This window comes from Citromicrobium sp. JLT1363 (genome assembly GCF_000186705.1).
In the GTDB taxonomy this organism is placed as follows: domain Bacteria; phylum Pseudomonadota; class Alphaproteobacteria; order Sphingomonadales; family Sphingomonadaceae; genus Alteriqipengyuania.
The window spans coordinates 84,025-101,136 of the sequence record NZ_AEUE01000002.1; the positions used below are offsets into that span (position 1 = coordinate 84,025).

Annotated in this window: 22 protein-coding genes; 11 read left to right on the forward strand and 11 right to left on the reverse strand. The window is 64.3% G+C overall.

Annotated features, from left to right (window positions below):
* Nucleotides 1-4: 4 nt before the first annotated feature.
* The 3 genes from rho to hemE form a co-directional block, all read right to left on the reverse strand.
* Nucleotides 5-1,270, reverse strand: a complete 1,266-nt coding sequence (gene rho, locus ADAD_RS0102795) for a transcription termination factor Rho (RefSeq protein WP_010409028.1) — start codon at nt 1,268-1,270, stop codon at nt 5-7.
* A gap of 194 nt (nt 1,271-1,464) precedes the next feature.
* The gene (locus ADAD_RS0102800) at nt 1,465-1,908 is read right to left on the reverse strand and encodes a CopD family protein (protein WP_010409031.1); all 444 of its coding nucleotides are present in this window, start codon (nt 1,906-1,908) and stop codon (nt 1,465-1,467) included.
* Nucleotides 1,909-1,926: 18 nt separating this feature from the next.
* On the reverse strand, nt 1,927-2,958 hold the full coding sequence (gene hemE, locus ADAD_RS0102805; protein ID WP_010409035.1) for a uroporphyrinogen decarboxylase: 1,032 nt from the start codon (nt 2,956-2,958) through the stop codon (nt 1,927-1,929).
* A gap of 314 nt (nt 2,959-3,272) precedes the next feature.
* Here hemE and ADAD_RS0102810 point away from each other — a divergent pair, with 314 nt between their 5' ends.
* From ADAD_RS0102810 to ADAD_RS0102855, 10 genes are all read left to right on the forward strand, one after another.
* Entirely contained in the window at nt 3,273-4,109 is an 837-nt protein-coding gene (locus ADAD_RS0102810) for a pyruvate, water dikinase regulatory protein (RefSeq protein ID WP_029139858.1), read from the forward strand.
* Nucleotides 4,106-4,693: a Maf family protein gene (locus ADAD_RS0102815; protein ID WP_010409041.1), complete on the forward strand. Its 588-nt coding sequence runs from the start codon at nt 4,106-4,108 to the stop codon at nt 4,691-4,693. Before ADAD_RS0102810 ends, ADAD_RS0102815 begins: the two co-directional genes overlap by 4 nt.
* Nucleotides 4,690-5,547 carry a shikimate dehydrogenase family protein gene (locus ADAD_RS0102820; protein WP_010409044.1) on the forward strand — a complete coding sequence of 286 codons (858 nt, stop codon included), beginning with the start codon at nt 4,690-4,692 and terminating at the stop codon, nt 5,545-5,547. Before ADAD_RS0102815 ends, ADAD_RS0102820 begins: the two co-directional genes overlap by 4 nt.
* On the forward strand, nt 5,544-6,152 hold the full coding sequence (gene coaE, locus ADAD_RS0102825) for a dephospho-CoA kinase (RefSeq protein WP_010409047.1): 609 nt from the start codon (nt 5,544-5,546) through the stop codon (nt 6,150-6,152). The genes ADAD_RS0102820 and coaE overlap by 4 nt, the downstream gene beginning before the upstream one ends.
* A gap of 37 nt (nt 6,153-6,189) precedes the next feature.
* Entirely contained in the window at nt 6,190-6,891 is a 702-nt protein-coding gene (dnaQ, locus tag ADAD_RS0102830; protein WP_010409050.1) for a DNA polymerase III subunit epsilon, read from the forward strand.
* A gap of 47 nt (nt 6,892-6,938) precedes the next feature.
* Entirely contained in the window at nt 6,939-7,505 is a 567-nt protein-coding gene (gene hpf, locus ADAD_RS0102835; protein ID WP_010409052.1) for a ribosome hibernation-promoting factor, HPF/YfiA family, read from the forward strand.
* Nucleotides 7,506-7,642: 137 nt separating this feature from the next.
* Complete coding sequence (locus tag ADAD_RS0102840; protein WP_010409054.1) at nt 7,643-8,086, forward strand: PTS sugar transporter subunit IIA; 444 nt, start codon at nt 7,643-7,645, stop codon at nt 8,084-8,086.
* Nucleotides 8,073-8,543, forward strand: a complete 471-nt coding sequence (locus tag ADAD_RS0102845; protein WP_033193164.1) for a PaaI family thioesterase — start codon at nt 8,073-8,075, stop codon at nt 8,541-8,543. The genes ADAD_RS0102840 and ADAD_RS0102845 overlap by 14 nt, the downstream gene beginning before the upstream one ends.
* Complete coding sequence (locus ADAD_RS0102850) at nt 8,540-8,878, forward strand: DUF1491 family protein (RefSeq protein WP_029139860.1); 339 nt, start codon at nt 8,540-8,542, stop codon at nt 8,876-8,878. The genes ADAD_RS0102845 and ADAD_RS0102850 overlap by 4 nt, the downstream gene beginning before the upstream one ends.
* A 213-nt stretch (nt 8,879-9,091) precedes the next feature.
* Nucleotides 9,092-9,739, forward strand: coding sequence for a cell wall hydrolase (locus ADAD_RS0102855; protein ID WP_010409061.1), 648 nt, complete (start codon nt 9,092-9,094; stop codon nt 9,737-9,739).
* Between the two features lie 58 nt (nt 9,740-9,797).
* Here the strand turns inward: ADAD_RS0102855 and xth are convergent, their stop codons facing one another.
* Genes xth through ADAD_RS0102870 form a run of 3 tightly spaced genes read right to left on the reverse strand, consistent with a single transcriptional unit; the run spans nt 9,798 to nt 11,419 of the window.
* Entirely contained in the window at nt 9,798-10,574 is a 777-nt protein-coding gene (gene xth, locus ADAD_RS0102860) for an exodeoxyribonuclease III (RefSeq protein ID WP_010409064.1), read from the reverse strand.
* Nucleotides 10,575-10,612: 38 nt separating this feature from the next.
* On the reverse strand, nt 10,613-10,942 hold the full coding sequence (locus ADAD_RS0102865) for a HesB/IscA family protein (RefSeq protein ID WP_010409066.1): 330 nt from the start codon (nt 10,940-10,942) through the stop codon (nt 10,613-10,615).
* 45 nt (nt 10,943-10,987) lie between these two features.
* Nucleotides 10,988-11,419 carry a CBS domain-containing protein gene (locus ADAD_RS0102870; RefSeq protein WP_010409067.1) on the reverse strand — a complete coding sequence of 144 codons (432 nt, stop codon included), beginning with the start codon at nt 11,417-11,419 and terminating at the stop codon, nt 10,988-10,990.
* Between the two features lie 89 nt (nt 11,420-11,508).
* Here ADAD_RS0102870 and ADAD_RS0102875 point away from each other — a divergent pair, with 89 nt between their 5' ends.
* On the forward strand, nt 11,509-11,832 hold the full coding sequence (locus tag ADAD_RS0102875; protein ID WP_010409069.1) for a hypothetical protein: 324 nt from the start codon (nt 11,509-11,511) through the stop codon (nt 11,830-11,832).
* A gap of 4 nt (nt 11,833-11,836) precedes the next feature.
* Here the strand turns inward: ADAD_RS0102875 and ADAD_RS0102880 are convergent, their stop codons facing one another.
* The 5 genes from ADAD_RS0102880 to ADAD_RS0102900 form a co-directional block, all read right to left on the reverse strand.
* On the reverse strand, nt 11,837-12,223 hold the full coding sequence (locus ADAD_RS0102880; RefSeq protein WP_010409071.1) for a (2Fe-2S) ferredoxin domain-containing protein: 387 nt from the start codon (nt 12,221-12,223) through the stop codon (nt 11,837-11,839).
* 7 nt (nt 12,224-12,230) lie between these two features.
* Nucleotides 12,231-14,357 carry a dipeptidyl-peptidase 5 gene (locus ADAD_RS0102885; protein WP_010409074.1) on the reverse strand — a complete coding sequence of 709 codons (2,127 nt, stop codon included), beginning with the start codon at nt 14,355-14,357 and terminating at the stop codon, nt 12,231-12,233.
* 64 nt (nt 14,358-14,421) lie between these two features.
* On the reverse strand, nt 14,422-14,916 hold the full coding sequence (locus tag ADAD_RS0102890; protein WP_029139862.1) for a DUF2497 domain-containing protein: 495 nt from the start codon (nt 14,914-14,916) through the stop codon (nt 14,422-14,424).
* Nucleotides 14,917-14,941: 25 nt separating this feature from the next.
* Nucleotides 14,942-16,441, reverse strand: coding sequence for a TolC family outer membrane protein (locus ADAD_RS0102895; protein WP_010409078.1), 1,500 nt, complete (start codon nt 16,439-16,441; stop codon nt 14,942-14,944).
* Nucleotides 16,442-16,443: 2 nt separating this feature from the next.
* On the reverse strand, nt 16,444-17,043 hold the full coding sequence (locus tag ADAD_RS0102900) for a protein-L-isoaspartate O-methyltransferase family protein (RefSeq protein ID WP_010409080.1): 600 nt from the start codon (nt 17,041-17,043) through the stop codon (nt 16,444-16,446).
* Nucleotides 17,044-17,112: the final 69 nt, after the last annotated feature.

The following is a 17,112-nucleotide window of genomic DNA, read 5'->3' on the forward strand; positions in this document are numbered from 1 at the left end:
GATCCTACTGGTTCATGGTGTCGAAGAAGTCTTCGTTGGTCTTCGAATCCTTCATCTTGTCGAGGAGGAACTCCATCGAATCGATGGTGCCCATCTGCATGAGGATACGGCGCAGCACCCACATCTTGGAGAGCTTGTCCTTCTCGACCAGCAGCTCTTCCTTGCGCGTGCCGGACTTGCCGACGTCGAGCGCGGGGAAGATGCGCTTGTCCGCGACCTTTCGATCGAGGACGATTTCCGAGTTGCCGGTGCCCTTGAACTCTTCGAAGATCACCTCGTCCATGCGGCTGCCCGTATCGATCAGCGCAGTGGCGATGATGGAGAGCGAACCGCCCTCCTCGATGTTACGCGCAGCGCCGAAGAAGCGCTTGGGCCGCTGGAGTGCATTGGCATCCACACCGCCCGTCAGCACCTTGCCCGAGCTGGGCACGACGGTGTTGTAGGCCCGGCCCAGACGCGTGATCGAATCGAGCAGGATCACGACATCACGCTTGTGCTCGACCAGACGCTTGGCCTTCTCGATTACCATTTCCGCCACCTGCACGTGGCGCTGCGCGGGTTCGTCGAAGGTCGAGGAAATAACCTCGCCGTTCACCGACCGCTGCATGTCGGTCACTTCTTCCGGCCGCTCGTCGACCAGCAGGACCAGCAGGAAGACTTCCGGATGGTTATCCGTGATGGCCTTGGCGATATTCTGCAGCAGCACGGTCTTACCCGTACGCGGCGGCGCCACGATCAGCGCGCGCTGGCCCTTGCCCTGCGGCGAAATGATGTCGATCACCCGCGCGCTCTTGTCCTTCACCGTCGGATCGAGCGTGTCGAGCGACAGCTTTTCTTCCGGATAGAGCGGCGTCAGATTGTCGAAATTCGTCCGCATCCGCACGGCTTCGGGATCGTCGAAGTTTACCGACGTCAGCTTGGTCAGCGCGAAATAGCGTTCGCCCTCACGCGGAGCGCGGATTTCGCCCTCCACGGTATCACCCGTGCGCAGCGCCCATTTGCGGATCTGGTTGGGCGAAACATAGATGTCGTCCGGGCCGGCAAGGTAGTTGGCCTCGGGCGAGCGAAGGAAGCCGAAGCCATCCTGCAGCACCTCGATGGTGCCGATGCCCATGATCTGTTCGTCGTATTCCTCATCCTCGGCGAGTTCGCGCAGGATGCAGAACATCAGGTCCTGACGGCGCATGGTGCCCGCGGCTTCCACCCCGAGCTCTTCCGCCATGCTTACGAGGTCGGCGGGCGCCTTCTTCTTTAAGTCTTTGAGATGCATAGATAATCAGTCCGAAAAATGACGAGCCGAACCCATCGAATTGCGCGGAATCTTCTAGGTGCTTGGGGAAAGCGAAAGATTGCTGACACGGCATGAAAGCCGCGATGCCCGGCTGGGTTGGGCATCGAAATAGGTCTATCGCGCGCTCAGGTCAATCGAGCTTCACGCACAAAATGTCGCTCGCGCCCTATCGATCAGAAGGGTTTCACGACCACCAGCACGACGATCAGGGCCAGCAGGATCGCGGGTACCTCACCCACCAGGCGCAGGCGCTTTTCCGCCATCGGCCGCGCACCCTTCGCCATCTTCTTCGAGAGCGCGACCATGTACCCGTGGTACCCGCTCAGGATCAGCACGAGCAGCAGCTTGCCATGGAACCATCCATCGTCCCACGCGCCCACCGTCACCGAGAGCAGCAGGCCGAGAACCCATGTCACGACGATGCTGGGCGTCAGAATGATATTGGCAAGCTGACGCGTGCGGCCGGCCCACAGCGCTTCCTCGTCCGATCCTGGCGCGGCGGCGTGCATGTAGACCAGCTGGCGCGGCAGAATGAACAGGCCGGCCATCCAGAACACCATGAAAATGATGTGCCCCGCCTTGAGCCAGAAATAGAGCATACCGAGTGTTTCCTGCATGGCTCAGCGCTCTACCGCCTATGCCCCGCGCTGCCAATCACGAACCGTCGCCAACGCCCGTTCGACATGCGCGATGGGCGTGCGCCGGTCGATTCCGTGGCCCAGATTGAACACATGCGGCCGCCCCGAGAAGGCTTCGAGAATCGTCAGGATACGCGGCTCCAGCCGGTCCGATCCGGCCAGCAGCAACAGCGGATCTAGATTGCCCTGAACGGGCATGCCTTCGGGCAGGACGGAGTGAGCCCAGGCAGGGTCTACCGTTTCGTCCACCCCGACCGCGTCCACACCGGTCTGGCGAGCATAGACCGGCAGTTTCTCCCCCGCGCCCTTGGGGAAACCGATGATCGGCGTATCGGGATGCGATTCCTTCAAGGCTGCAACGATCGCCGCATTGGGCGCGATGACCCAGCGATCGAACTCGTCCGGGGCAAGGCTGCCCGCCCAGCTGTCGAACAGCTGCACCGCCTCTGCCCCCGCATCGATCTGGCCGCGCAGATAGGAGATCGTGTGGTCGCCCACCGCGGTGAGGATGGCGGCGAGCATATCGGGATCGCGGTAGGCCATGGCCCGCGCGTCGTGCTGATCCCGGCTCCCTTCGCCCGCAATCATGTAAGTCGCCACGGTCCACGGGCTGCCTGCAAAGCCCAGCATGGTCACATCTTCGACCAGCTGCGCCCTGCACCGCCGCACCGTTTCGTAGACCGGATCGAAGCGGGTGGTATCCGCCGTCAGATCACCGAGGCTGGCGTCCACCAGCGGGGGAGAAAGCTTCGGCCCCTCCCCTGCGAGAAACTCGAGGTGCTGGCCCATGGCATGCGGAACGATCAGGATGTCGGAGAACAGGATCGCGCCATCGAACCCGAAGCGCCGGATCGGTTGAAGGGTGACCTCGCACGCAGCCTCGCTGTCGTACACCAGATCGAGGAACCCGCCCTTGTCCGCGCGCAACTCGCGGTATTCGGGCAGGTAACGCCCCGCCTGGCGCATGAACCAGACGGGCGGGGTCGCGGGCAGAGCACCGCGCAGGCAATCGAGAAGTGGGCCGGGCATGTCTCTAACTAACCTAATAAATTATATTAGTAATAGATGGATGATAGAAGTTGGGCCTGTGGACAGGGGTGAAAACCCTGTCCTGCACATGGCCTGCGAAAAACTCGGACGCGTCCTCCACCATCCGACTCGCCGAATATCCATCGTCAAACGGAACTTATCCCCCTTCTGAGTCGGGTGTCGATAAGCACGCCATCTGTGGGCAGACTCCCTGCGCAAATCCGGCTCGCAATGTTCACGATCTGCGTGCCGGACTTGTCCTTGCATCAGTGAAGTGGTTTATCCCGGCATCTGTCCACAACCCGGATCGCACCTTGGCGCGCACGCATCTGCATCTCTTTTCCGATTCGACCGGCGAAACGCTGCAGATGGTCGCGAATGCAGCCCTTGCCCAGTTCGAAGGCGTGGACGTCGTCCGCCATTTCTGGCCCATGGTCCGCTCGCGCCAGCATCTGGACCGCATCGTTCCCGAACTGGAAAAGATGCCGGGCCTGATTCTCTACACGCTGGTGAACGAAGAAACGCGCAAGGCCCTGGAAGAGAAATGCCGCCAGCTTGCACTGCCCGCGGTGGATGCGCTGGGCGAAGTGACCGCGGTGCTCGAAACGCAGTTTGGCCAGGAAGCGCACGGGCGCCCCGGACGCCAGCACCGTATGGACGACGCGTATTTCCGGCGGGTCGATGCCATTCACTACACGATCGCGCATGACGACGGCGTGGGCAGCGAACAGTGGCACAAGGCCGACATCGTCCTCGCCGGAGTTTCGCGCACCTCGAAAACACCCACAAGCATCTATCTCGCCAACCGGGGCTACAAGACGGCCAATATCCCGCTGGTCATGGAAAGCCCCCCGCCCCCGGTTCTGTTCGAACTGAACGGGCCGCTGGTCGTCGGGCTGACCACCGCGCCGGAGCGGCTGGTGCAGATCCGCCGCAACCGGCTGCTGACGCTGAACGAGGAATCGCAAACCAGCTATGCCGAGCATGAGCGGGTGGAAGAGGAAATCCGGTTCGCACGGCGCATGTTCGCCGACAATAACTGGCCGGTCATCGACGTGACCCGCCGATCCATCGAGGAAACGGCTGCGGCGATCATCAAGCTGATGAACGATCACAAGATGCGCGCCAAGCCGCAGGAGAAGCCGATATGAGCCTCATCCTCGCCTCGAACAGCGCTTCTCGCCGCGCGATGCTGCAGGCTGCCGGTGTAGAGGTCGACTGCGTCGGCGCGGACGTGGACGAACGCGCGCTGGAAGCGGAAATGGCAGACGCCCCGCCGGCCGAGATCGCGCAGGCGCTTGCCGCGGCGAAGGCCAGCGCGGTTTCGGCCGACCATCCCGACAGGCTCGTGCTTGGTGGAGACAGCCTGGTGGTGGTCGACGGCAAACGTTTCGACAAGCCCGCCAGCCGCGACGAGGCGGTCGATCACCTGCGATTCTTCTCGGGCAAGGTGATGCATCTGCACAGCGCAGCGGCACTTGCCAGCGGCGGCCGTGTCGTCTGGCTGGGCGAAGATGCCGCAGCGTTGCACGTGCGCGATCTGGGCGAGGATTTCATCGCGGCCTATCTCGCCGCCGAGTGGCCCGAGGTCGGGCAGACGGTTGGCGTCTTCCGGATCGAGGCGATGGGCGTGCAGCTGTTCGATCGCATCTTCGGCGACCATTTCACGATCCTGGGCATGCCTCTGCTGCAAGTGCTGGGCGCGCTGCGAGAGCAGGGCGTCATCCCTGCATGAGCAGGCCTTACGCGGAAGTCATCGGCGATCCCATCGCGCAGTCGAAGTCGCCCGCAATCCATGGTTTCTGGCTGGACAAGCTGGGGATCGAGGCGGAGTACCGGGCTACGCGCGTCACACAGGACGAAGTCGGGGCCTACCTTGTCGAGCGCCAGGCCGACCCTGACTGGCGCGGCTGCAATGTCACCATGCCGCTCAAGCAGGCGGTGCAGGCACATCTTCACTCGGTCGAAGAGCCCGCCGCGTCCATCGGCGCGGTCAACACGATCTATCGGTCACCCGACGGGCGCCTCCTTGGGACCAATACCGACGCAGCGGGTTTTCTCGAGCCGCTGACGCAGGAACTGCAGGGCGCCCACCTGTTTCGCATGGCGCGCATCCTTGGTGCGGGTGGCGCGGCGCGCGCAATCGCCCATGCGCTTGCCGAACGCAATTTCACGCTCGTCATCGCCGCCAGGCGGACCGAGCAGGCCAGCGCGCTCGTCGCGCAGCTGGCTCGCAGCGAGCAGCATCACGTGGTCTCTCTCGATCACTTCGCGGGAGCGACCGATTTCGCCTTCGACGACCGTCAGGGCATGCTCGATCTGGTGGTCAATGCCAGCCCGCTCGGCATGCGTGGCAAGCCCGCGCTCCAGTTCGACTGGAGTCATGCCCCTCCCGGCGCGATCGCCTACGACATCGTCACCGATCCGCTCGACACGCCATTCCTGCAGGGTGCGCGCGACGCCGGGCACGAAACGGTAGACGGGCTGGCCATGCTGATCGGGCAGGCCGCCGAAGCCTTTCGCCGGTTCTACGGCGCCAGCCCGCCGCGCCAGCACGATGATGAACTGCGCGCGATGCTGACGTCATGAATCGCCCGCTGATCATCGGGCTCACCGGCTCCATCGGGATGGGCAAATCGGCGGTCGCTGCCATGTTCGAAGCGCAGGGCGTACCCGTGTTCGATGCCGATGCCGAGGTGCGGCGCATGCAAGGGCCCGGAGGCGCGCTGCTCGGTGCAATCGAGGCGGCTTTTCCCGGATCGACCGGGCCCGAGGGCGTGGACCGCGACGCGCTCGGCAAGCATGTGTTCGGCAATCCGGAGGAGCTCGGCCGGCTCGAAGCGATCATGCACCCCGCGGTGGCCGAGCGACGGGCGGAGTTTCTTGCGGCCAATGCCGATGCTCCGCTGGTCGTGTTCGACATTCCGCTGCTGTTCGAGAAGGGCGGCGAGGACATGGTCGATGTGGTGATCGTGGTCTCCGCCCCCCATCACGTTCAGCGCGAGCGAGTGCTCGCGCGCCCCGCGATGACGGCGCACAAGTTCGAAAAGATCCTCGACCTGCAGACACCCGACCATCACAAGCGGGCGCGGGCGGACTATGTGGTCCATACCGGCGTGCCGATCGCGGAGACCGAGGCCGAAGTTGCCGCTCTGGTCGAACGGTTGATGACTGAAAGTCAGTCCCGCTCCTGATCTTGCAACGCGGGCTGGAGAGGGCGATAGTCCTCTCATGCGTGAAATCGTTTTCGATACCGAAACCACCGGCATCGACCCCCGGCAGGGCCATCGCATGGTCGAGATCGGCTGCGTCGAGCTGATCGATCGCATGCCGACGGGCAAGACCTTCCACGCCTATTACAATCCCGAGCGGGATATGCCCGCCGAAGCCGAAGCCATTCACGGCCTGAGCGCGCAGTTCCTGTCCGAAAAACCGCTGTTTTTCGACGAAGTCGAAGCATTTCTGGAATTCGTGGGCGACGACAAGCTGGTCGCACATAATGCCGGGTTCGATTTTGGCTTCCTCAACGCCGAACTGGAGCGATGCTCGCGCGAGGCGATCTGCCTGTCGCGCAAGATCGACACGCTGGAGCTGGCCCGGCGCAAGCATCCCGGCGGCAAGCATTCGCTGGACGCGCTGTGTACGCGCTATGGCGTCGATCGCAGCCACCGCGTGTTTCACGGCGCCCTTCTCGACGCCGAATTGCTCGCGCAGGTCTATATCGAGCTGACGGGCGGCCGCCAGATCGCCATGGGTCTGGTGCCGGTGGCGGATAATGTCGGCGAGGCGGCTCGGGACGACAGGATCGTCCCGCTCCACCCTTCGGCCGACCGTCCGGTGCGGCCGCCCCGCCCGCACACGGCGAACGAGGCGGAACTGATGCGCCACGCGGCCTTTCTTGAGCGTATCGCAAGACCTATCTGGAATAGGTAGGCTGCGGCCCACCCCCGGGCCGCGCGAAAAGACGGAGATTGCAAAGCATGGACGTCCGAGTTTCCGGCCACCAGATCGACACAGGCGCAGCCCTGCAGGACAGCGCGACCGAACGCCTTGGCGCGATCGTCGACAAATATTTCAACCGCGCCATTTCCGCGCATGTCACCTTCGGCAAGCTGCCCGGCGGCGCGTTCTCGTGCCACATCGTCGCGCACATCATGCAGGGGCTGATCCTCAAGGCCCAGGGCGAAGCGCACGACATTCACCAGGCGCTCGACGCTTCCGCCACCAAGCTGGAAAAGCAGCTGCGCCGCTACAAGCGCCGGCTGAAGGACCGCCACGAGGCGCACGCCCATTCTGCAGCGGCAGAAGAAGCGGCCTACCGGGTCTTCGCTTCCGAACCCGAAGAGGACGATGTGGAAGTGGCGGACGCGCCGCTGGTGGTGGCCGAAACCAAGACCGACATCCCCGAAGCCTCCGTTGCGGACGCGGTCATGATGCTCGACCTGCGCGATACCAACGCGCTGTTCTTCAAAAATGCTGGCTCTGGCCGGCATAATATGGTCTATCGCCGCCAGGACGGCTCGATCGGCTGGGTCGAGCCCCACTGATGCGACGCGGCACTTCGGCTGAAGGTCGTCCGCGACCTCAGCCAACCGCCGCTATCGACGCATTATCCTGTCCCATCGGGATCGAACCGAAAAACGCTTAGCAAAGCAGGCTATCCCCCGTGTCTTCCCCATTTCGATTGCTACCCGAAGCCGTTCATTGTGCGTCGTGCGCGAACAAGGCGGCGATCCTGGGTGAATTGGCGAAGGGATTCGCGTCTGCCTATGCCATTCCGGCCGATCAGGTGCTCGACGCCCTGCGCGAACGGGAAGTTCTGGGAAGCACGGGGTTCGGCCGGGGTGTGGCGATGCCGCATGCCCGGCTCGACCTGGTCGATAGGCCTCTGGCCGTGCTTCTCCATCTTGACCGCGATGTCGATTTCGACGCCGCGGACGGCGTGCCGGTCCGGCTGGTGATGGGCCTGGTCTCGCCGAGCGATGCCGGCGTGCAGCACCTTCACGCCCTGGCCGCCATGTCGCGCCTGACGCGCGACGAGCGCATGCTGCACCAGCTTTTCGAAGCAAGCAGCGAGGAAGAGCTGTATTCGATCATCGCCAATGCGGGTCTGCGTGACGCAGCCTGAGGCAGGCCCGGGCCCGTCCGCCCATTATCGCGCGCTCGAGCGGCTGTACCGCTCGGCCCCCGTCAATCGTGTCTTTTCATCGGACCTGACGATCGAGGGCGAAGGCCGCGCACGGATCACCTTCGACATCACGGAGAGCTCGTACCACGCCGCAGGGGCGGCGCATGGGACGATCTATTTCAAGATGCTGGACGATGCGGCCTTCTACGCCGCCAACAGCCTCGTCACCGATCGCTTCCTGCTGACGACGGCCTTCAACCTCCATTTCACCAAGCCGGTGCGCGAGGGGCGGGTGACAGCCTCTGGCGTGTGGATCAGCGGGCGTCGCCGCGTGCTGGTCGCCGAATCGCGGCTGGTGGATGAGGAGGGGGACGAGATCGGCCGCGGAACGGGCACCTTCATGCGCTCGCGAATCGCCCTCTCGGGGCTTGAAGGATACGCGAGCGAGGCACCTTGAGCGATTCGCGTCTGCCGACTCACCTCGTCGTAGGCGGGTTGATGCGCCAGATTTCGGCCGACGGCGGTTTCGCCGTTATCCTTGCCAAAGGAGACCCGGACAGCGGCACCTACATTCTTTTGCTGCGTGATCGGACCGGGGCCGTGAAATTAGTCGAAAGACGCCCCTCCGCCGACTTCGCCTTCGAATGGCAAGTCACGCAGGAAGAACCCCTTGAAAACGAACGGAAAATATACGATTTCTGCGATCGGAGAAGCGAACAGGACCCGGATTTGTGGGTCGTGGAAGCACAGATCGACGATGCAGAACGGTTCGTCGCACAAATGCGGCCTTAACTTGACCTAAGGACGCTAACCGGCAAAGGGCCCGCGACTTCGAATTTGCGCAGGCGGTCGGGGCGGCAATGAGGCCGCTTTGATTAGCACGCAGTCGGGGAACGGCCGGCAGGCCTTCGAGAACCCTCACATTTGTACAATCACTAAAGCGCTTCGGCGCGCGATGGTTCCAGCCTGCGTCTGTGTTCGTTCACCGCCCAATGTACGGTATCAATGGGTCAGAAAACGAAATTCGGCTTCGTGTTTTGTGCCGCAGCCGGTCTGATTGCCTCCGCTGGCCTGAGCTACGCGGATGCCCAAGCCCAACAGGGCGACGTAGAACCGATTTCCATCCCGGAGCCTGAGGCTTCGGCAGATCCGGTGTTCATCTCGGACGAGGTCGTTCAGCCTCTGCCGGAACCGGAAGAAACCCCCGCAGTGGTCGAGGCCGTGGTGCCCGACGCTGACTCGCTGAGCGAGCTGATGGCGAATGTGGACGCACCGCAGACGCTGTCCGATCAGCTGGAGTGCCTCGCGGGTGCCATCTATTTCGAATCGCGTGGCGAGCCCATCGAGGGCCAGCTCGCGGTTGCGCAGGTTATCATCAACCGCGCCGAATCCACGGTCTTTCCCTCGGACTATTGCGGTGTTGTCACGCAGCGCTCGCAGTTCTCCTTCGTGAAGAACGGACGCATCCCGACCAACCGCAGCAATGCGGCGGCCTGGGAACGCGCACGCAAGATTGCCCGCATCGCCCACGAGGGCATGTGGGACAGCGAAGCGGGCGATTCGCTCTATTTCCACGCCACCTACGTGCGCCCGAGCTGGGCGCGCAAAAAGGTCGCGCGAGCGACGATCAAGACGCACATCTTCTACCGCTAAACGGTTTCCGGGATTGGCGAAGGGGCGTGGCACGCGTGTGCTGCGCCCCTTTTTCGCGTCAGTCCCTCACCTCGACCCATACGGGCGCGTGATCGCTCGCCTTCTCCCGCCCCCGGGCATCCTTGTCGACGCCCGCCGCGACCAGCCGGTCCGCCAGTTCGGGCGAGAGCAGGCAATGGTCGATCCGGAAGCCGTGATCGCGCTGCCACGCACCGCGCTGGTAATCCCAGAAGGTCCACACGCCTCCCCGCGGGTTGAGCGTGTCGATCGCGTCGGTCCAGCCATCGCCGAGCAGCCGCGCATAGGCATCGCGCGAAGCAGGTTGCATCAGTGCATCATCCGACATTGCCGGGGGCGACCACACATCCTTGTCCTCGGGAATCACGTTGAAGTCCCCCAGGACGACGGCAGGTCTTTCTTCCGTCCAGATGGCCGCCATGCGGGTGCGCAGCCGCTCCATCCACGCCAGCTTGTAGTCGAACTTGGGACCCGGCTGCGGATTGCCGTTGGGCAGGTAGAGATTGGCGATGACGACACCTTCCACCTCGGCTTCGAGGTAACGCGCCTGATCGTCGCTCTCGTCGCCGGGCAGGCCGCGCATCCGCTCGGTCAGAGAAAGGCCGTCCTTGGCGAGGATGGCGACGCCGTTGAAGCTTTTCTGGCCATGCCAGATGGCCTGGTATCCGGCCTTCTCGACCTCATCGGCCGGAAAGCCATCGTCCTGCGACTTGATTTCCTGCAGGCACGCCACATCCGGCTTCGTTTCGTCGAGCCATTCCAGCAGGCGCGGCAGCCGCGCCTTGATTCCATTGATGTTGAATGTCGCAATACGCATGCAAGCATTTCTGCCCGATGCGTGCTCGCCAGTCTAACTCAAATGCCGAAGCTGGAGCCGCAGCCGCAGCCGGCCGCCGCCTGCGGGTTCTCCACCCGGAAGGCTGCTCCACCCAGCGATTCGACGAAATCGACGGCGCTGCCAGCGACCAGATCGAGGCTTACGGGATCGACCACCAGTGTGGCCCCGCCGGTCTTGCTCGTCACGTCGTCGCCCTCGGGCGCATCTGCCAGTTCGAACCGGTACTGGAAGCCCGAACAGCCCCCGCCATCGACGGCGAGGCGCAGGATGGCGGGCTTGCCCTGCTTTTCGGCAATGGCGCAAACGCGTGCCGCAGCAGATTCGGTCAGGGAGGGAGCATTGCTCATGCTCTCGATATGGGCGTTGCGGGGCCGCGTCTCAAGCCGTCCATCTCACGCAGTCTGGATATAGCTGCGCATCTCCTGCGCTTCCTGCTGAACTTTCTCGAACCGCGACTTCACCAGATCGCCGATCGAGACGAATCCCAGCAGCGATCCTTCTTCCACCACGGGAAGGTGGCGAATCCGCCGCCGCGTCATGAGCGACAGCGCCTCGTCGATCTTCTCGGAGCGTTCCACCGTGATCGCGGGCGACGTCATCACTTCGCCCACGGGCCGGTCGAGACAACCGCCGCCTTCCTTCGCCATGCAGTAGATGACGTCGCGCTCGGAAAATATTCCGACGACGCGCCTGTCTTCCATCACGGGCAACGCGCCGATGCGTTTGTCTGCCAGGATGGCGATCGCATCGCGCATCGTCATCCGGGCGTCGCAGGTAACGATGCTGTTGGCATCGCGATTGAGAATAAGCTGTCCGATATCCATGTGTCGTAATCCTTCCCCCGGACACAGGATAATGCCACGAAGTTCGCCACTTGGCGAATCCACGCAGTAACGCTTCACAGGAGGGCCGCTTGGCTCGCAAATCCCCGCTCGACGATCCCGAAAAGGCCGCCTTCGCCTGGGCGCGCTACAAGAAGCTGATGCGCGCGATGCTGGGCGTGACGATTCTCACCGTCTTGATTGCCTGGGCGGCGATCGCATGGAGCGAGCTGCCGGTCTCGCCGCATTTCTTCATCGCAGTCGCGCTGGGGATCGGCTTCACCATGATGCTGGCGAGCGCGCTGATGGGTCTGATCTTCCTTTCAAACGGAACCGGCCACGACGAATCGATCCACGATCCGCGCGAGGACGCGGACAGGTGGTACGGTTCCGACAAGCGCGAATCGAAAGACTGACCGGTCAACCGGCGGGATGGAGGCGGAAGGCCTCCACAGGCTCCCCTCCGATCAGGTGCTGCTGGATGATGACTTCCAGCACATCCGGGGAGCAGGAGTGGTACCAGACCCCGTCCGGCTGGACGAGCGCGATCGGCCCGGCCTCGCAGATTTGCAGGCAATCGGCCTTGGTGCGGCGAATCAGAAGATCGTCCCCATCCTTGCGGCTCGGCCCGATCCCCAGTTCCTTGAGCCGCTTCTTGAGGTAGTTCCACGCCTCCTTGCCCTCGGCCCGGCCGCAGCACTTGGCCTTTTCCGGCATGGCACACAGGAAGATGTGGCGCGACGCGTGCTCCCCACCGGTCTTGGTGAGCGCGTTCTGCGCCTTGCGCAGTTCCTTCTCCTTGCTCATCCGGCGATCAATCGGCGTCTTCGTCCAGCCAGCGGTCGAGCCAGGCGAACACGGTCTCGTGCCATTGCAGCGAGTTGTCGGGGCTCAGTACCCAGTGGTTCTCGTCCGGGAAAACCAGCAGCTGTGAAGGAATGCCCCGTTCCTGCAAGGCGGTGAAGCTGGCGATGCCCTGCGTGTAGGGGACGCGGAAATCCTTCTCGCCGGTGACGACGAGCATGGGCGTCTGCCAGTTCTCGACATAGTTCACCGGGTTCCAGCGCTCGTAAAGCGCGCTCTGTTCGGCGTAGGAGCCGCCGAAATCCCAGCGGGGAAACCACAGTTCTTCGGTCGTGTAATAGAAGCTGCGCATGTCGAACAGGCCGTCGTGCTGGACGAGGCAATCGAACCGGTCGGCCCAGTTCCCGGCGATCCAGTTCATCATGTAGCCGCCGTAGGATGCCCCCATCGCACAGGCGCGATCCCCGTCGATCTGGCTGTCGCGTGCGAGCGCGGCGGCGAGGCCCTTCTGAAGATCCTCCAGCGGCTTGCCGCCCCAGTCGCGGTTGATGCTGTCGGTGAAGTCCTGCCCATATCCGGTGCTTCCGTGGAAATCGACCGAGATCACGGCATAGCCCTGGCTGGCGAGCACGCGCGGGTTCCAGCGGCTGGACCAGCCATCGTTGAAGGAGCCCTGCGGTCCGCCGTGGACGTAAAGGATGGCGGGAAGATCGCCTGCGGCCCCCGACGGCTTGGTGATCTGGCCCCAGACCGTGTCGCCCCCGGCGCCTTCGAAACTGAAGCGCTGCGTTTCCACGGGAGCAAGCGCGGCCACGCGGTCCGTCGCCACCTCGGTCAGCCGGGTCGCCGTCTTCCAGCGATCCGACAGGTAGAGTTCCGCAGGTGCGGCGATCGAATCGCGCGTGAAGAGCAGCCGCTGGCCCCCGATGGGGGTCACATTCCCGATATGCGCCTCGTTACCGGGCAGCAGGTCCAGCTTCGTCACCTTGCCGGTACGCGGATCGATACGGAACGCGGGCGTATCGAGCACGTCCTGCGCGGTCGCGATGATCCAGCGCGAATCGGGCGTCCAGGCGAGCGAGCCGAAGCTGCGGTCGAAATCCTCGGTGAGCGAGCGTGTCTCGCCCGATTCCAGATCGCGCAGCATGATCTGCTGGCGGTCCGATTCGTACCCCGGCCGCTCCATGGCGAGATAGGCGAGCCACCTGCCGTCGGGAGACGGTGTGGGGGCGGTATCGACCGCCTCGTTGTCCGCGGTGATTTCCGACAGATTGCGCACCTCGAGATCGTAATTGTAGATATCGAGGTCGGTCGACATCGGCTCTTGCGCACCGGCCTCGCGGGCAACGAACCAGATGCTCTTTCCGTCGGGCGCGAAGGCGAAATCCTCTGGTCCGCCGAAAGGCTTCGTGGGCGTATCGCCGATCAGCGCACCGTCTTTCAGCGGGCCGTCGACCGCTCGCGGATCGGCCAGACCCTGATCGGTTATGTCGTAGACGAACACGCGGTTGTAGCTGTCCGGCGTGCGCCAGGTATCCCAGTGCCGCACAAAGCCCTCATCGCCCTGGTAGAGGCGGCCCGAGCCGACGGGCTGTTCGCCCGAAGTGGTGTCCGTGCCAGCGCCACAGACATATTCGGTGCAACTGCGCGCGGTTTCTCCATAGATCGCGACCTTGCCGCCGTCGGGCGAGAGCTTGAATCCCTCGATCGCGCGGTTCAGCCGCGACACCTGCCGCACCTGCGCCAGCCAGGCGCGGTCCGTGCGCTGCATCACGATACCGGTAAAAAGCTGCATTCCCTGCGAATTACGCCCGCCCGGCGCGAGAAAATAGATCCGCTCGTCGTCTAGGAACGCGGGCGAGGACGCGCCTTCGGGCAGCGTCAGATCGACCTCGTTTCCGTCAGCCAGCGATCTGATCCGATAGGTGGTGCTGCGTTCCAGCGACGCTTCGTCGGTCGTCGTCACCGAATAGATCACCCGCGAACCATCGCCACTCACGCTCTGGCTGCCCAGGCGTGGCATGGTGACAAGATCCCGCGCCGTCATCGGCTCCGGGGTATCCTGTGCGATGGCCGGGGTGGTGAGAAGCGCCGTCGAAGCGGCAAAAAGAGCGAGCAGCTTGAAGGGTTTGCGCATGGCGCGGGAAACTACGCCCTCGGCGCGCGCCCGCAAGCGAAATCTCGACTCGGGAGGGGGAGGCTCAGCGCTTCTTCTGCACGATCTGGGCAATTTCCTGGCGGACCAGGTCTTCCACCATCGGCGGCAGGTTCGTGTCCAGCCACTCGGCGAGCATGGGGCGGAGCATCTCGCGCACCATCCCTTCGAGCGAGGTTTCGCCAGAGCGTACGATTTGCGGCGATGCACCCGGCTCCGACAGCAGGGCCAGCGTGGCGAGATTGTCTCTCATCGAATTGCGGGCAGCGGCGCTGAGCAGCGATTCGACCGAATCGGCCGTACCGTCCGCTTCGCGCGAGGCCCGCTCTTCCTCCTCGGCAAGATCGGCGTCGGCGAGGTCGTAAACATCCTCGGCCTCTTCCTCCAGTACCGGGTCTCGCGGGGCGGGGGCGGCGTCCTCGCGGGTGGAGCGGCTGCGCATGCGGCGCGCCTCGAGCGCACCGGCCCGGTTGTCCCGAGCGATCACCTTTTTGATCGAATCAAGGATTTCCTCGACCGAGGCTTCGCTGCCGTCCTGCACGTTCAATCCCCCGATTCCGTTCAGATCAGTCGGTTTCCGGATCAAGCACCGGCCCGTAGACATCGCGGATTTCCGCGTCCGCTGCCGGAATGTCAATGGTGCGCGTACCCTGCGCCTCCGGATCGGGGCCGCGATCCCAGTCGTTCCACCGGCCGGAGACGCGATCGTAGTTCACAAGCGGATCGTACAAGGCACCGCCTTCGATGCCGAGATCGCGTGCCTCGGCGAGGCCCATCGCCGCCAGCAGGGTGAAGCCTGCGACATAGGCGTTGCGGCGTGCCGTCACGAGATCGACGCGCGACAGCAGCAGTTCCTGCTCTGCGTTCAGAACGTCGAGCACCGTGCGGTTTCCGATCGAGTTTTCCGCCCGCACCCCTTCGAGGCTGAGTTCGGCGGCAGCCACCGCCTCGCGCGAACTGTCGATGATCGCGAGCGCGGCGGAGTAACTGGCAAAGGCCGCACGCACCTGGGCAATCACATCCCGCTCGGCCGCAATCACCTGATCGAGCGCGGCCGAGGCACGCGCCTGTGCCTGCCTCTGGAGCGCTGCGGGGCGCCCGCCCTGGAACAGCGGGATCGAGAGCGAAAGGCCGGCGGACGATGCCGTGGCGGTCTGCGGACTTCCGACGAGCGGACTGTTGGGATCGTTCGGATCAAGCGGCGAATCGGGCACGCTGCCGAGGAAGTTCTGGTAATCATAGCCAACGAAGGCGGAAACCCGTGGCAGGCGCGAAGCGCCGGCGACGTCGATATCGTAGCCGGCCGCAGCGGCACGCTCGCGCGCGGCGATCAGGTCCGGATTGTTATCCAGTGCAACGTCCACCGCCATGCGCGTATTATCGGGCAGGTTGGGCAGGGGCGGCGGCGGTTCGAGCTGCCCGGGCGCGGAGCCGACCAGCTGGATATAGGTCTCGCGGGCCTGGATCAGCCCTGCCTGCGCAGAGCGGAGGTCGCCCTGAGCGAGCGCCAGGCGGGACTGGGACTGGGCAACATCGGTGCGGGTGACGTCGCCGATCTCGAACCGGTCGCTGGTCGCCTGCAGGTTGACGGTCAGCACCTCGACCTGATTTGCGCTGAGGCCAACCAGCGCCTCGCCGCGCAGCACGTCCATGTAGGCGGCGACGACCTGGCTGAAGATCGCGCTTTCGGTGCCGCGCAGGTCGGCCCGGCCTGCCTGGACCCGCTCCTTGGCCGCACGGACCGAATTCCTGACCGCACCGCCCGAATAGAGCGGCACGCCAAGGTCTACGTTGGCGGTCAGCGCCCGTTCGGGGGCGAAGAAGCTGGTCGAGTTCTGCTTCAGGAATTCGGTAAGTGCGCCCTGTGCGGTCACGTTCGGGCGTCCATCCGCCTTTTCGATCGCCACGTTCTCGTCCGTCGCGCGAAGCTGGGCGCGCGCGGACTGCAGATTCGGATTGGTGCGATAGGCTTCGGCCAGCGCCTCGCGCAGCGTCTCGGCCTGCGCGGGTGTGGTCAGCGCGAGGGCGCAGGTCGCTACGAGTGCGAGATAGGCGGGGCGTTTCATCTTCAGAAGGTCCAGCCCTGCGGCTTGTCGAAGGCGGGGAGCCGGGGAAGCTGCGTTTCGTTCAGCGTGATGAGCGAGATATCGTCACCGCTACGGCGACCGAGTGCCAGCGTCGTCACGCCCTTGCGGAGCAGGCCGGTCAGCAGGCGCCCGTCCGGCGCGAGCGTAGCGATCAGCGAGGCAGGCACGTCCTCCGCGGCACCATCGACCAGCACGAGGTCGTACACTCCGTCGACATCGCCGGAGAGCACCGCGTCGGGCGTCGCTTCGCGCAAATCCGCCACCAGCGGGCCGAGCAGGGCCGCGAGATAGCCGGTGCCCGGGCCCACGATCAGCGCCCGCTCGTCCCGGCGGGGCCGAGCCTGGCTCAAGATCTGGCCGTAGGCGAGCGGGGGGGCGAGGAAGGCCCCGCCGCCCAGGGAAAGCGTGCGGTCCACATAGGCGGCGGCACGCGCATTCTCGGGCACGAAGTCTTCACGCGGCACGGCAGCCATGCGTTCGAGCACGTAGGCATCGTTGACGCCGCTGGTGCGCAGCTGGCTTTCGATCATGTGGCGGCGTGCGGCCGTGAAGTCGGGCGCTTTTTGCGCGGTCTCGATCATGGGTCTCGTCTCGTCCAATGTGCCGGTCGTCGGATCGGCTGCGGGGCCTGGCGCACGCCTTATAGGGGG

What these genes read in the sequence shown, in the direction of transcription:
- ADAD_RS0102870 (WP_010409067.1), bottom strand. Translation starts at nt 11,419, where the DNA reads ATGGATATCGGACAGCTTATTCTCAATCGCGATGCCAACAGCATCGTT.
- xth (WP_010409064.1), bottom strand. Translation starts at nt 10,574, where the DNA reads ATGCGTATTGCGACATTCAACATCAATGGAATCAAGGCGCGGCTGCCG.
- ADAD_RS0102900 (WP_010409080.1), bottom strand. Translation starts at nt 17,043, where the DNA reads ATGATCGAGACCGCGCAAAAAGCGCCCGACTTCACGGCCGCACGCCGC.
- ADAD_RS0102885 (WP_010409074.1), bottom strand. Translation starts at nt 14,357, where the DNA reads ATGCGCAAACCCTTCAAGCTGCTCGCTCTTTTTGCCGCTTCGACGGCG.
- rho (WP_010409028.1), bottom strand. Translation starts at nt 1,270, where the DNA reads ATGCATCTCAAAGACTTAAAGAAGAAGGCGCCCGCCGACCTCGTAAGC.
- ADAD_RS0102800 (WP_010409031.1), bottom strand. Translation starts at nt 1,908, where the DNA reads ATGCAGGAAACACTCGGTATGCTCTATTTCTGGCTCAAGGCGGGGCAC.
- hpf (WP_010409052.1), top strand. Translation starts at nt 6,939, where the DNA reads ATGGACGTCCGAGTTTCCGGCCACCAGATCGACACAGGCGCAGCCCTG.
- coaE (WP_010409047.1), top strand. Translation starts at nt 5,544, where the DNA reads ATGAATCGCCCGCTGATCATCGGGCTCACCGGCTCCATCGGGATGGGC.
- hemE (WP_010409035.1), bottom strand. Translation starts at nt 2,958, where the DNA reads ATGCCCGGCCCACTTCTCGATTGCCTGCGCGGTGCTCTGCCCGCGACC.
- ADAD_RS0102880 (WP_010409071.1), bottom strand. Translation starts at nt 12,223, where the DNA reads ATGAGCAAGGAGAAGGAACTGCGCAAGGCGCAGAACGCGCTCACCAAG.
- ADAD_RS0102865 (WP_010409066.1), bottom strand. Translation starts at nt 10,942, where the DNA reads ATGAGCAATGCTCCCTCCCTGACCGAATCTGCTGCGGCACGCGTTTGC.
- ADAD_RS0102820 (WP_010409044.1), top strand. Translation starts at nt 4,690, where the DNA reads ATGAGCAGGCCTTACGCGGAAGTCATCGGCGATCCCATCGCGCAGTCG.
- dnaQ (WP_010409050.1), top strand. Translation starts at nt 6,190, where the DNA reads ATGCGTGAAATCGTTTTCGATACCGAAACCACCGGCATCGACCCCCGG.
- ADAD_RS0102815 (WP_010409041.1), top strand. Translation starts at nt 4,106, where the DNA reads ATGAGCCTCATCCTCGCCTCGAACAGCGCTTCTCGCCGCGCGATGCTG.
- ADAD_RS0102855 (WP_010409061.1), top strand. Translation starts at nt 9,092, where the DNA reads ATGGGTCAGAAAACGAAATTCGGCTTCGTGTTTTGTGCCGCAGCCGGT.
- ADAD_RS0102895 (WP_010409078.1), bottom strand. Translation starts at nt 16,441, where the DNA reads ATGAAACGCCCCGCCTATCTCGCACTCGTAGCGACCTGCGCCCTCGCG.